This is a genomic window from Actinomadura sp. RB99 (assembly GCF_014706005.1).
Lineage (GTDB): Bacteria > Actinomycetota > Actinomycetes > Streptosporangiales > Streptosporangiaceae > Spirillospora.
The window spans coordinates 248,694-260,905 of the sequence record NZ_JABMCA010000005.1 but is presented as its reverse complement, the minus strand read 5'-3'; the positions used below and the strand labels follow the sequence as shown (position 1 = coordinate 260,905).

At 67.8% G+C, this 12,212-nt stretch carries 16 protein-coding genes and 1 riboswitch; of the genes, 9 read left to right on the top strand and 7 right to left on the bottom strand.

Translation table 11 applies throughout. From position 1 onward, the window contains the following. Positions 1-358: MFS transporter (locus tag amrb99_RS07660; RefSeq protein ID WP_190853942.1), on the bottom strand; the 358-nt coding region annotated here is incomplete at its 3' end. A gap of 358 nt (positions 359-716) precedes the next feature. Between amrb99_RS07660 and amrb99_RS07655 the strand changes: the two genes are divergently transcribed. Both amrb99_RS07655 and amrb99_RS07650 read left to right on the top strand, forming a co-directional pair. Beyond that, the gene (locus amrb99_RS07655; RefSeq protein WP_190853940.1) at positions 717-1,190 is read left to right on the top strand and encodes a polysaccharide deacetylase family protein; all 474 of its coding nucleotides are present in this window, start codon (positions 717-719) and stop codon (positions 1,188-1,190) included. A gap of 136 nt (positions 1,191-1,326) precedes the next feature. After that, the gene (locus tag amrb99_RS07650) at positions 1,327-1,557 is read left to right on the top strand and encodes a hypothetical protein (RefSeq protein WP_190853938.1); all 231 of its coding nucleotides are present in this window, start codon (positions 1,327-1,329) and stop codon (positions 1,555-1,557) included. A 90-nt stretch (positions 1,558-1,647) separates the two neighbouring features. Here amrb99_RS07650 and amrb99_RS07645 read toward each other — a convergent pair whose 3' ends face one another. The 3 genes from amrb99_RS07645 to amrb99_RS07635 all read right to left on the bottom strand — a co-directional run bounded on the left by amrb99_RS07645 (position 1,648) and on the right by amrb99_RS07635 (position 3,746). Beyond that, on the bottom strand, positions 1,648-2,502 hold the full coding sequence (locus amrb99_RS07645; protein ID WP_190853936.1) for a class I SAM-dependent methyltransferase: 855 nt from the start codon (positions 2,500-2,502) through the stop codon (positions 1,648-1,650). A gap of 166 nt (positions 2,503-2,668) precedes the next feature. Further along, positions 2,669-3,148, bottom strand: coding sequence for a L,D-transpeptidase (locus amrb99_RS07640; protein ID WP_190853933.1), 480 nt, complete (start codon positions 3,146-3,148; stop codon positions 2,669-2,671). Then, positions 3,132-3,746: an Ig-like domain-containing protein gene (locus amrb99_RS07635; RefSeq protein ID WP_190853931.1), complete on the bottom strand. Its 615-nt coding sequence runs from the start codon at positions 3,744-3,746 to the stop codon at positions 3,132-3,134. The genes amrb99_RS07640 and amrb99_RS07635 overlap by 17 nt, the downstream gene beginning before the upstream one ends. Positions 3,747-4,135: 389 nt before the next feature. On the opposite strand from amrb99_RS07635, the gene amrb99_RS07630 reads away from it, so the two are divergent. From amrb99_RS07630 to amrb99_RS07605, 6 genes are all read left to right on the top strand, one after another. Next, a complete protein-coding gene (locus tag amrb99_RS07630) occupies positions 4,136-4,516 on the top strand; it encodes a BlaI/MecI/CopY family transcriptional regulator (protein WP_190853929.1) in 381 nt (126 codons plus the stop codon). Positions 4,517-4,520: 4 nt separating this feature from the next. Continuing rightward, a complete protein-coding gene (locus amrb99_RS07625) occupies positions 4,521-5,441 on the top strand; it encodes a M56 family metallopeptidase (protein ID WP_190853926.1) in 921 nt (306 codons plus the stop codon). 103 nt (positions 5,442-5,544) lie between these two features. After that, positions 5,545-5,692, top strand: a riboswitch (cyclic di-AMP (ydaO/yuaA leader). A gap of 84 nt (positions 5,693-5,776) precedes the next feature. Continuing rightward, positions 5,777-6,736: an NlpC/P60 family protein gene (locus tag amrb99_RS07620; RefSeq protein WP_347256577.1), complete on the top strand. Its 960-nt coding sequence runs from the start codon at positions 5,777-5,779 to the stop codon at positions 6,734-6,736. A 198-nt stretch (positions 6,737-6,934) separates the two neighbouring features. Beyond that, positions 6,935-7,327, top strand: a complete 393-nt coding sequence (locus amrb99_RS07615) for a hypothetical protein (RefSeq protein WP_190853924.1) — start codon at positions 6,935-6,937, stop codon at positions 7,325-7,327. 98 nt (positions 7,328-7,425) lie between these two features. After that, positions 7,426-8,064: an RNA polymerase sigma factor gene (locus tag amrb99_RS07610; protein WP_190853922.1), complete on the top strand. Its 639-nt coding sequence runs from the start codon at positions 7,426-7,428 to the stop codon at positions 8,062-8,064. After that, complete coding sequence (locus tag amrb99_RS07605) at positions 8,061-8,996, top strand: hypothetical protein (protein ID WP_190853919.1); 936 nt, start codon at positions 8,061-8,063, stop codon at positions 8,994-8,996. The genes amrb99_RS07610 and amrb99_RS07605 overlap by 4 nt, the downstream gene beginning before the upstream one ends. A 25-nt stretch (positions 8,997-9,021) precedes the next feature. Here amrb99_RS07605 and amrb99_RS07600 read toward each other — a convergent pair whose 3' ends face one another. The 3 genes from amrb99_RS07600 to amrb99_RS07590 all read right to left on the bottom strand — a co-directional run bounded on the left by amrb99_RS07600 (position 9,022) and on the right by amrb99_RS07590 (position 10,651). Continuing rightward, positions 9,022-9,681, bottom strand: coding sequence for a M56 family metallopeptidase (locus amrb99_RS07600; protein WP_206699855.1), 660 nt, complete (start codon positions 9,679-9,681; stop codon positions 9,022-9,024). A gap of 205 nt (positions 9,682-9,886) precedes the next feature. Further along, complete coding sequence (locus amrb99_RS07595) at positions 9,887-10,261, bottom strand: BlaI/MecI/CopY family transcriptional regulator (protein WP_190853918.1); 375 nt, start codon at positions 10,259-10,261, stop codon at positions 9,887-9,889. 45 nt (positions 10,262-10,306) lie between these two features. Further along, complete coding sequence (locus amrb99_RS07590; protein ID WP_190853915.1) at positions 10,307-10,651, bottom strand: hypothetical protein; 345 nt, start codon at positions 10,649-10,651, stop codon at positions 10,307-10,309. Between the two features lie 371 nt (positions 10,652-11,022). On the opposite strand from amrb99_RS07590, the gene amrb99_RS07585 reads away from it, so the two are divergent. Next, on the top strand, positions 11,023-11,703 hold the full coding sequence (locus tag amrb99_RS07585; protein WP_190853913.1) for a DUF1259 domain-containing protein: 681 nt from the start codon (positions 11,023-11,025) through the stop codon (positions 11,701-11,703). Positions 11,704-12,212: the final 509 nt, after the last annotated feature.

Here is a 12,212-nt window from a genome sequence, read left to right as displayed (position 1 = left end):
TCAGCGCGGACGGCGCGATCAGCGCAGAGCCGATCCCCTGCACGGCCCGGCCGGCGATCTCGGTGGCGGCGCCGTCGGCGGCGGCCGCGACGACCGATCCGGCGATCAGCACGAGCCAGCCGGCCGCGAAGACGCGCCGCGCGCCGAGCAGGTCCGACAGCCTGCCGCCGAGCAGCAGCAGCCCGCCGAAGGCGACGACGTAGGCGTTGAACACCCACTGCAGCCCGCTCTGGCTGAAACCGAGGGCGCCCTGCATGTCGGGGAGCGCCACCCCGATGATCGACGTGTCCATGATCACCATGAACTGGGCGGTCGCGAGCACGGCCAGTGCCCACCAGCGCCTCGGGTCTGCGGACATGACGGTCCACTCCTCCACTCGAGCTGTACCCCCATGGGGTATGTCGCGAGGACGATAACATACCCCCTACCCGTATCATTCCCCAGGCCGCAAATCTTGACGCTCAACAAGTCAGGTAGCACTTCGAGGCAGCGCCGCCACCAGCGGAACACCGCGGCAACTGCGTTCGACGTTCGCGCATCTCACGACATGGGCGACCCGGACGACCGACTCCCCGCGCCTCGCCCGGTCAGGCTCTTTCACTCGTCCGCCCACAAGAAGCCATGACGCGGAGCGCGACTTCAGTTACCATCAGTTTTCGATTGATGACAAAGGGTAACGCAATGGAGGTATTCGCCACTGCTCCGTGGGAGGCGACATGAAGGCGCCGGAATCAGGATCAAAGGGTGTCGCGCCGACGCGGGTGACCCGTCGCACGGTGCTGGGAGTCGGCCTGCTGGGGTTGAGCGGAGCCGGGTCGGCCGTGGCGGCGCTCTCCGGCAGCGATCCATCCCACGGGCATCGGATGCTCGGGACCGGCGGACGCCCCCAAGCGCTCGCCGCGCCGCATCCTCCGCGAGCCCAGAGCCCGCCGACCCGGCTCCCGCCGGTGGCAGTTCCCGCTAAGCCGATCTACAAGGTCACGGAGCTGCTGCCTGCCGCACCTCCGAACGCGGTCGCTCTCACCATCGATGATGGCCCGCACCCCGAGTGGACGCCCCGGATACCGGACCTGCTGGCGCGCCATGACGTCAAGGCGACGTTCTGCCTGATCGGCGAGCAGATCAGGCAGAACGAGAACGAGGTCCGAATGATGGTGGAGGCGGGACATCAGATCGCCAACCACACCTGAACCCACCCCTTGACCATCGACGACATGGCCAGATCGCGGATCGACACCGAGATCACCAAGACCAGCCGGCAGATCACCGACGTCGCCGACGCTCCTCCCCGGCTGTTCCGTTCGCCCGGCGGCGCGTGGTCAGAACGTGCTGGCGGCCGCCGCCCAACAGGGGATGCACTCCATCGACTGGGCGATCGACCCGCGGGACTGGTCCGTGCCCGGCACCGGTCACATCGTCCACCAGATGCTTCAAGCCGCCCCGGGCGACATCATCTTGTGCCACGAGGGCGGCGGTGGCCGGTCGGAGACACTCCAGGCGTTGCGAACGGTCATTCCTCGCCTCAAGAACCGCGGCCTGCAGTTCATCACGCTGTGACGCGCCCCTCCTCCCGCTTGCCGTCCGCCGTCACCGTCGTCCTCGACCGCCGTCTGAAGAGCTGAGTCGAAGGCCTGCCGGTCGGCGGGCTCAGCGGCGGGCGGTGACCAGCCAGGCGGACGAGCCGAAGTACACACCGTCCGGCGTCTGGAAGGGAAGGACGGCCTTGCCCAACTCGTCCATGAGCCGCGCAAGGGTCGCTTCGTCCATGCCGGCGATGAGCGGCGCCGCCACCGGGTGACCCCGGAAGTACGTCAGGACGTCGGGGACGTCCGAGCCGAACGGAAGGCGCTCGTTCACAGGCTCGATTTCGATGTCGGTGCAGCCGGCTTCACCGAGCAGTTCCCGGATGCGGCCGGGATCGGCGAGCGAGAACGGGCCGGGCGTGCCGGGGCCACCGATATCCGGAGTGAGCCCGAAGGAGACGAGCACGCTGAACGGCACGACGATGTGCTCGTTCTTGCCGACCTCCTGCCAGCAGAGAAAGGCCAGGCGGCCACCCGGACGGAGCGCCCGGGCAATGTTCACGAAGGCCGCCTTGGCGTCGCCGAAGAACATGACGCCAAAGCGGCTGAGCGCGAGGTCGAAGTACGTGCCGGGAAGGTCCGCGGACTCGGCATCGGCCTGCTCGAAGCGGAGGTTGGCCAGGTGCTCGTCCTCGGCACGGCCGCGCGCCTGAGCGAGCATCGGCCCTGAGATGTCGACGCCCAGCACCTCGCCCGCGGACGCCTGACGTGCCGCCGCGCGGCTGGTCTCGGCGCATCCGCAACCGACATCGAGGACCTTGTCCTCCGGAGAGATCCCTGCCGCGTCCAGGAGCCGAGCGGTCAGCGACACCAGCATCCGGTCATGCCGCTCCTCATGCTCGACCCAGTGCCGTCCGACGGTGCCGTCCCACCCGTCCTCGCTCCCGAGTGCAGAGGACCCCAAAGGCTTGCCGGTCATCCCATCCCCCTTCGCCGAACATGGTCGTCCTACTACGGTGAAATAGTACTACGTTTGTATAGTAGATACGACCGTCTCACCGGCGGCTCCCCACAGCAGGCATTTGCAAGCCGCCACCAGCGCGGCGGCACCCCTGCCTGTTTCATGGCGAGGCAGCGGCGGATGGTCAGCCAGCCGCCTTGAGGGGTGTGGTGGCGATAGGGCGCTTGAGTGCGCTGCCGGCGGTCCATTGCCACCAGCTCATCTGGAAGAAGCCGTACCCGTTGTCGGGCTCCAGCCGCCGGTTCGCGCCAGCGACCACCACGATGTCGCCCAGCTTCGTGAGGTTGTAGTACCACTTGGCGTTGGCCGGACTGACGTTGATACAGCCGTGACTGACGTTCCACTTACCCTGGTCGGCCACCGACCACGGCGCCGAGTGCACATACTCGCCGCTGTCACTGATCCGGTCGGCGTAATACCCCTTGATCTTGTAGTAGTTCGGGTCGCCCTTGGGAATCCCCACCGTGGCCGAATCGAAGATCACCGGTGAGACCTTCTCGCTGATCACATGGACGCCGTTGGTGGTGGTGAACCGCCGCTCGGTGGCCTTGCCCGCGCTCATCGGGAACCACCGCACCACCTTGCCGCTACGCCGCACCGTCATCGTGAACCGCTTGGTGGACCGTGCTGATGACCGCGTCACCGACCTTGAAGTTCAATGACACGTCGTCTGTCGCGTACACGCCCTTGGCCGCACGCGCCCCGTTGAGGTGGGCGATGCAACGAACCTGCGTGCCGACCGGCCAGTACTTCTTCGGGCGGAACACCACCCGCTGTCGGTCCATCCATCGCCAAGCGCCTTCGACCGGCGTGGACGTCTGAACTTCGAGGGCCCGCTCGATCTGCGCCGTGTTGTACACCGGCTGGCTGAAGTTCACGATGATCGGCATGCCCACCCCGACGGTGTCCCCGTCCCTCGGTCCAGGCAGGGAGGCGTGGACGGTCTGCGCCGCTTTCGCCGTCGTGAATCTGCTTGTCAGTGTGGTGACCTTGCCGCCGGCGGCCGTCGCGGTCGCGGTCACCGCATAAACCTTGCCCGGTGCCAGCGGCCACCGCGAACGCCACACCGTCCCACCGGCGTCCAACCCGCCCTCGATCGCCTTCCCGTTGGCGGCGACCTGGACGGTACCCCGCCGCCGACCGGACGCGGCGAGCGAGATCCCCTGATCGGGACGCACCTCACCAGCCCCGTTCGACTGCATGATCGTGATCCCCGGCGCCAGAAGAGGACGGGGACACACCGCTCGACGCGGAGCGCGTCCCGGCCCTGCCTCCCTGGCACGCGGTCGCAAGGACGGCGACCGTCATGCACAACACTGCGGATCGCACCCACCAGACCCCACGCGTTGCCAACCGTCCGTTGCGCATGTTCACCGTCCGACCTTCACGAAGCAGCTCCTACGGGCCGCAGGACTATCTACTAAGCACGATAGTAGATAATGTTCCGCCTTGCGGAGGCTTCTGCGGAGGAGGCCGTACCACTAGTACGCATCCGGAGGGGCTCCGGTTCAGGCGACGGGTGGCACGCCGCCTGGTACGGCCCTGATGCCCAGGTTCTCCGGCAGAATGTGGGGAGGGCGGAGGTGACCGGGTGGCCGGATTGGGAGGATCACTCGAGCATTCCATCATGGACGTGCTCTGGGCGGCACCTGGCCCGTTGCGCGTTCGCGAGCTTCTGGCGAAGCTGAACGAGAGCGCCGACAAGGCGCTTGCGTACAACACCGTGCAGACGGTTGCCGAGCGGCTGGCACAGAAGGGCCTGCTGCGGCGCACCCAGGACGGTCTGGCATTCCGCTACTCCCCCACCCAGGGGCGGGAGGAATACGCGGTCGCGTTGATGCTCGACGCCCTCACCGAGTCCTCTGACCACGGCGAAATCCTCGCCCGGTTCGCCGAGAGCGTCCCGCCGGAGGACGCCCAGCACCTGTTGGAAGCCCTCCGCAGGCGGACGTCCGGCGGCGACGAGGAATGACGGCGTGATCTACCTGGTCGCGTGTCTGATCGCCTCGGCGGTCCTGCTGGGCTGCCTGGCCGGGCCCGCGCTCGACCGGCTCCGGCATCCGACCACGAACCCGGGCACCGCGATCGTCTGCTGGGTCGCCGCACTCGCAGGGACCCTCATCGCCGAGGTCGGGATCATCGCGGTGGCGCTGCTGTCCCCGCCGGCGCCAGGCCACGGGCTGCTGGAGTGGCTGCGCAACTGCCTTCCGCATCACCGAGCGCCGGCGATCACCATGGCCGCCGGCGCGAGCCTGGTCCTGCTGACGGCGTGCGGTTCCAGGCTGGCCCACAGCCTCCCCCGCCTGGGACGGGCCCTGCGGCACCGCCGCCGGCACTGGGAAATGCTGAAGCACGGGCGCCACGCCGACGTCCTCGTGCTCGATCACCCGATCCCGGTGGCGTATTCGCTGCCCGCACGGCAGCGCGCCATCGTCGTCAGCACGGGCGCGCAGGAGACCCTCACGCCCGCCGAACTGGCCGCAGTGCTGGCTCATGAGCGCGCCCACCTCCGCCAGCACCACCATGCTCTGCTGCTGATGCTCGACCTGGTGCACGCGCTTGTGCCGTGGCTGCCGACGGTACGCCGCGCGAAGTCGTCCCTTCCGCCCCTGCTGGAGATGGCGGCGGACGACGCGGCGGCCCGGACATGCGGACACCGGACGCTCGTCGACGCTCTGTGCAGGCTCGGAACCGCCCCCAGAGTTGCGGGAGCCCTCGGTGTGGCCGGCTCGACGACCAGGGGACTCGCGGAACGCGTACTTCGCCTGGAGTCCGCGGAGCCGCCGAGGCCACGTCGGATCGTCCGGCTGGTCGCCGGCACCTTTGTCGCGTCCGCCGTCGCCGTCCCCCTGGTCGTCGTGGCCGCGACGATCGCGGATCTGTCCACGATCTGCTGAGGCCACTGAGGCCTTCAACCCAAATTGAGTACTCAGGTGGCGTATGAGGCCACTATCTCCTACGCTCCGTAGGAGCCATCGCGACGGGCCCCCGCCGGGGGCGGCGACGGCCGCGCCGAATCCCGCGGTTCCCCCCGCCCGCGGGAACCGGGGACCCGATCCCATGGGGTGAATCCGCTCGCGCGCGAGCGGTAGGGCGACTCCGGCCCGAACCCGTCAGCTGACCCGGTAGGCGTCCAAGGAGAGGACGTTGCATGCAGCCAGGAGCTGCCGAACACAGCAGGATGCCCCGCCGCCGTGCCTTCAAGGCCACCGCATGGGGAGCATCGATCGCTGTGACACTGGCGCTCGTGGCTCCGGCTCCCGCCGAGGCCGCCCCCAAGCCTTCGCGCAAGGAACTCACCGCCCAGCAGAGGAAGCTCGCCAACCAGGCTGAACAGCTCAGCGAGCAGTACAACGGCCTGCGCGAACGCCTCAAGCAGGCACAACGCGCAGCCCAGGTCAGCAAGGCCAGCGCCCAACGCCAGAAAGCCGCCCTCGACCAGGCGCAGACCAAGCTCGCCCAGGTCGCCGCCGACGCCTACAAGAACGACACGGTCGATCCGACCGTCAACTTCGCGTCATCCGGAGACCCGCAGGCCGTCCTCGACCAATCGGCCACGCTGAACTACTTCGCCAACCAGAACAGCTCGCGCGTCACCCAGCTTCTGCAGACGATGCAGGCGGCCGAGCGCGCCCGCAAATCCGCCGAAGCACGGGCGAGCCAGGTCCGCCAGCTCACTGCCGAGGCGAGCAAGAAGCGCAAGGAACTCCAGGCGAAGCTGAAGAAGGTCGAGCGCCAGCTCGGCAAGAGCACCAGCACCGGCAAGACCGGTCCGGCTCCCAACGTCTCGTCCGGGGGCGCGTCCGCCAAGGCCATGGGTGCGGTGAGAGCCGCCTTGAGCCAGCTCGGGGTTCCCTACTCCTGGGGCGGCGGGACCGCGTCCGGGCCGAGCTACGGCACCGCGCAGGGCGCCAACATCAAGGGCTTCGACTGCTCCGGCCTCACCCTGTACGCCTACGCCCAGGTCGGCATCAGCCTCGGCCACTACACCGGGAGCCAGTACAGCGCCGGAACCCATGTAAGCCAGAGCCAGCTCAAGCCCGGTGACCTGGTCTTCTTCTACAGCGACCTGCACCACATGGGCATGTACATCGGCAACGGCAAGATGGTCCACGCCCCGCAGACCGGCGACGTCGTCAAGATCGCCCCGATCGCCGGCCGCCCGTTCGCAGGAGGCGTCCGCCTCGCCTGACCCGCTCCCGCAGTCCCGTCCCCGTCACCCCAGCCCCGGTGACGGGGACGCTTCTTTGATGGCTGACAGGAGCGAGCGGATCGCACCGCCGGACCGACGGGAACGGTGCACGTCGCTACCGTGATGCCGAACGGAATCGGCCCGGAGATCCGGCTGTTGACCTGCCACTTTCACGTCAGGAGCTTCTGTGAGCCCTAGGTGATGTTCGAAGTCGCCCATCACTCACGGAACAGGACCATACTCTTGAGGCCATCGGGAGCTCAGTTCCCCCCGACCGCTGCGGAACGCAGTTCCTCTCCCGCACTGGAAATCCCGGGTGCGGACGAGGAGACCATCACCGGCCCGCCGGAGCCGATCGCCACCCTGATCGGAAATGTCGGCCCTGGCACGCGGACGGTGGACGGCACCGCCGGTAACGAGAAGGCACCTCCAGAGCCTGACGATCGGCGAACCGGAGACCTGCAGTCGGTCTTCACCAGCTCGCTGCTGGCCATCGTCAGCGCCTACTCGGTCACCGGATCGGTCTGGGTCACCCTCGCCGCCGCCGTCGTCGCCCTCCTGGTAGCCCTGGCCGTCAACCGCAGGACCTGAGCGAGCGGCATCCGTCATCCGGCTTCGGGAAAAATCTTGGCCGGGTCTTTCACACCATGCCCCTCCCACGGACCTAGGTACCGGAAGAGGGGACCGGGGTGAAGGAGCTCGTCGATGGAGGGCAGTCGGTGGTTGACACCAAACGATCAACGTCGGTCGCGGGGGACGCTCGACCGGCCGGCAAGGCCGAACTCCTGGCCTTCCAGCGGTTCTTCCAGGACCAGTACAAGAAGGTCGTCGGCATGGTGATGCTCATGGACGGCCGGTTGGACGAGGCCGAGGACGCCGCCTCCACCGCCTTCGCGGACACCTTCCGCCGGTGGCGGACGATCACGGCGCCCAAGGCGTACGTTCGCAAGGCCGCCCGAAACGCGTTCTTCAAGGCGCGGGCGAGCGACAGACAGTTCGTCCAGATCCTGCAGGAGGCCGGCTCCAGCGGCTTGCTGATGACGGAGAACACGGAAGACCCCACCTTCGCCAGCATCGGCGGGTACCAGTGGGTGGACGAAATGATCGCCGGGCTCCCCCCGACTCAGCGTCAGATGATGCGGCACACGGTCGAGGGCTTGACCAACAAGGAGATCGCCCAGCTGCTCGGTACCAATGAGGCCAACGTCCGATCGAACCTGCGCCATGCCCGCGACCGGCTGAGGCAGCGCATCGACATCGTCGTCCAGACGACCACGCGCTCGTTCGACCAGCAGGCGCCGACACCGAGAAAGGGGGAAACCTCATGACCGAGCCCAACGACCGCAGCGATTCGCAGTGCGACGACAAGCCGACCGCGGAGATCCTGGCTGAGACGTTGGGTCTCGTCTACGAGGCCACCCAGCAGATCACCGGGCAGCACGTCCAGGAGAAGCTGGAGGAACTGCTGCAGGCTCACGGGTGCGAGTGCGAGCCGGACCCTGACGGCCTGGAGTTCCCCCTGGACACCGCAGTCCTCGTCGACGACGTCGGCGAGGACCCTGCGCTTTCCGGTTTCATGGGCGTCTCCGCACGGTGGGCGGCGGCTCAGGACTTGGTGGCGGCCGGCCGGAACGAGGCGGATGAGATCGTCGCGGACGCCCGCGCCGAGGCCGAGCGGATCATCGCGGACGCGCGGTCGCGAGCGGCCGAGATCGAGCAATCAGCCCTTGCCAGGGCGAGTGAAGTGATCGATTCCGCTCACGAGCACGTTAAGAGAACAACTCGCCAAAGCGATGCCCAGGTGTCCGGCGTCGGTCCGCTACCTCGATCGGCTCTCCCAATCCTGTATGAAGCGGCCGATGACTCGCCAGGGGATGTGTTCCCAAGGGAGCTACTGCTGACGTACACGCTTAGGCGTTCATGGATGATCAACGTCCTCCGCCCTCCCGTGGAAGGAATCAGGCGCAGCTGGTCATCGTCCGTCCTCTTCGCCCACCCCACGTGCAACCCCGTGATCTGGGGCATCCAGCTGAAAGCAGCCGGAGAGCAACTTGCCCTTTTCGACCTACCCGAGACGAACACCCAGGTCCCTTATGACGGGAGGTCCGCTGCGGCGGAGATCGTGGCCGCCTGCCTTGAGCGCAAATCGGCTCGCCTGCGGAACCTCGATCGACTCCGCGCGATGCTCGAAAAGCTTGAATCCAGAAAGGAGCAGGAAACCCAGGCGGATCAGCGTCGTCAAGACCTCGTGAGTTGGTGACACATGCTCGCCCCCACCTGTGTCCTTACCTGGGGAAGTGGCGATGGCGTTCGAGGAGGGCGGTGATGGCGGGGTTGGCGGCCAGGGCCAGCGGCAGGGTGACCAGCAGAGCGATGCCGATGCCGCCGGTGAGGCGTCCGAGACGGGACAGCGGGTCGTGCGGAGCCAGCAGGCGGCGGACGCGCAGCAGCGCGGTTCCACCTCCGGCACCCAAGGCCGTGGCCGGGGTCCGGCCGCCCGCGACGGCGACCAGCGTCGCAGCCAAAGTGACCCGGTCATGCTTGCGAGCGGCCACATCGTCCGCCAGCAGTTCCAGCAGCCGGGGCACCTCGGTCCGAGCGGCCCGCATCAGCGGGACCATGGAGAAGGTGCGGCCGGTCGCCAGGGTGAAGTTGATCGCCAGGTCGTGGCGGCCTGCCAGGTGCGCCCGCTCGTGCGCGAGGATGGCCGACACTTGGTCGTCGTGGAGGCAGGTGAGTGCGCCTGTGCTGAGGACGACGCAGCGGCGCCGACCGGGCATGCAGTAAGCGAGTGGCTCGTCGTACTCCACCACCAGCGCGCCGAGATCGCGGCGGCGGCGAGCGACCATGGCCAGCGTGCGAACATGGCGGCGACGATTGATCGCGGTGGCCACCAACGCTGCCAGCACGTGCCCGAACGTCCAGAGCAGGACGCCGCCGGCCACGAACAGCCCGGCATACCCGGCGATCGGCTGAGGCGCACCCTCGTAAGCCCCGCGAGGGCCACGGCCGCGATGACGGAGGCCACGGCCGCCTGCCAGGCCAGGACACCGAGCCGAGGCGCCCGATCCGCCCAGGCGCGTGCATGCAGCAAGCGAGGCCCCGCGATGCCCAGAACGCCGGCGTACGCCAGCAGGATCGCAATGGCGATCATTCGGCGTCCTGTGGCCGCACGACCATGAGGGCCGTTCGGAGGGCCTCCTTCTCCTCCGGGGAGAGATCGGAGAGGAAGTGCACAAGGGCCGCTGCTTGGTTGTTGCTGGTGGCGAGCGCCTCGCGCATCAGCTTGGCCGTGTAGCCCTCACGTGAGGCGACGGTCTCGTAGGTGAAGGCACGCCCGACGCGCTTGCGGCGCAGCCAGCCCTTCTTGTGCAGGTTGTCCATCACCGTCATCACGGTGGTGTAAGCGATCGTCCGCTCCTGCTGAAGATCCTCCAGAACCTCCCGGACATTGGCCGGACGGCCATAAGACCACAGCCTGTCCATGATCGCGGCCTCCAGCTCACCGAAGCGCTGCCCGGCCATGATCTACCGCCCTCCGACATCCCTGCCCGCTCAAATCAATGCATACTACAGTCGATAGTAATTGCATGTCGCCGAACGCACCGGGTCAGACCGGTCGGCGGTCCCCCATACGACCCCGAGTCCCGACAGCACCTGCCGATGACCCACCGTCCGGAACCCGGCACCCTCAAGGGCCTCGACCCAGAACTCGCCCGTCGCCGGCGTCTCGCGGAGAGCGTGCAGGGTAAAGCGGAAGAACCGGCCGCCGCTGCGGTCGATGCTCCTCCTGCCGTCGGACTGCGCCCTCAGAACGCGCAGGATGCGCCAGCCCGCCGAGTCCGGCTGCTCGGGCATGATGCCGCTGATCACCAGCCTGCCGCCGGGCCGCGGCCAGCACAGCACCCTGGACACGAGCGCACGTTCGTCGGCGTTGATGCAATGGGTGCAGCGCCAACCCGGACACGACCAGATCGCAGCTCTTCTGAGGCATGATCAGCCCGATGATCGAGACGGCTTCGACGTAGCGCGGCCCTGAGCATGATCTCCGTGCTCAGGGCGGCCGAAGCGGAGGCGGTGAGCAGGTGGTGATGCCACTGCCCCACCGCTCCGTTCGCCGCACGCTCGGCTCCCATCGTCATCACTCGGCCTCCGCGAGGTTTCTCGCAACGATGGTATCTACTAGATTACATAGTAGATAGTTTCAATATTGCTACCGAGTGAGGCTTCGCAACCGGTTCGTCAACGCGGCCGCCTCGTGACCGGCGACGCTGGACTGGGATGCGGTGGGTCGCGCCATCGGCACCCCTCTCCGACCGCAGGGCCGGGGCGTCCACACGGCCACGTGGCTGCGCACCGACCTCCGGGTGGCTAACGCGGGCATCAGGTTGAGCCCTGGAATGGACCTGGGCGCGGATGCCGCCTTCCTCCAGAGCACTCCCGGCAAGGTCGGCGTGATCGGCGAGGCAGCCCTTACCGGCGGAGAGCTGAGCAAGGTCACCGACTGCCTGCAGCGCGGCAATGTGGAGATAGCCGCGATCCACAAGCACCTGCAGGACGAGTCGCCGCGGCTGTGGTGGCTGCACTACGCCGCCTACGGCGACCCGGTTGCCATCGCCCGCACCATTTGCGCAGCCCTCGCCCTCACGAGCATCCCGTCGCAGCACCAGCAGGCACCGACCGACCTGAACGCCGCCGCGCTCGACCACATCATCGGCGCCGAAGGCGAGAACGTGAACGGCACCTACCACTTCCGCGTCCCCGCCCCGGAGAAGATCAGTTATCCGCGCGCGCATCGTCCTGCCTCCGCCGATGCAGGCCTCTACCCTCCTGATGTTCCAGTCGCTGGGCGGCGGCCGAGCCGCGGTCAATGGGGACTTCACCATGACCTCCGGCCAGGTCAACGCCGTAATCTGAGCGCTGCGCGCGCATCGCATCCAGATCCGAGCTTCACGAGCACATGCTGAACGAGCCAGCCCCGGCTCTTCTACGCGCATTTCTGGGCGACCGGACAAGCCACCGCACTGGCGCGGGCCATGCGCCTCGGCCTCGACCAGGTCCGCACCGGACGCCGCTGACGACGCGCTCGTCTACTAGGCCCGACAGTAGAGAACAGGAGGTCCTGACCGGCCGGAAGCGCGCATCCGCCGACCGGCTCCGAGGCACGACAGAGCACGTGTAGCTGCATGCCGTATGTTGCCTGTCAGATTGCGGGATCGGTGGTCCAGGGGACGGCCGTCTCTCCCGTCTACTATCGTTCTTCCCGATGTGCGACCTCGGGCGTGCGACTCGTCCTCGTCTGGTCGGTGGCGCTGCTCGTCGGGATCGTCGCGATGCACGTCCTCGGCCACATGTTCGGCCACGACGGCGGCACCGCGGGGATGTCCACCAGTCGGACGATGGTCGGCCCTCACACACAAGCCCTAGCCAAATTCACATCGGGCGCTGTCGGCGGCCACGGCCGCGGAGGGCACGC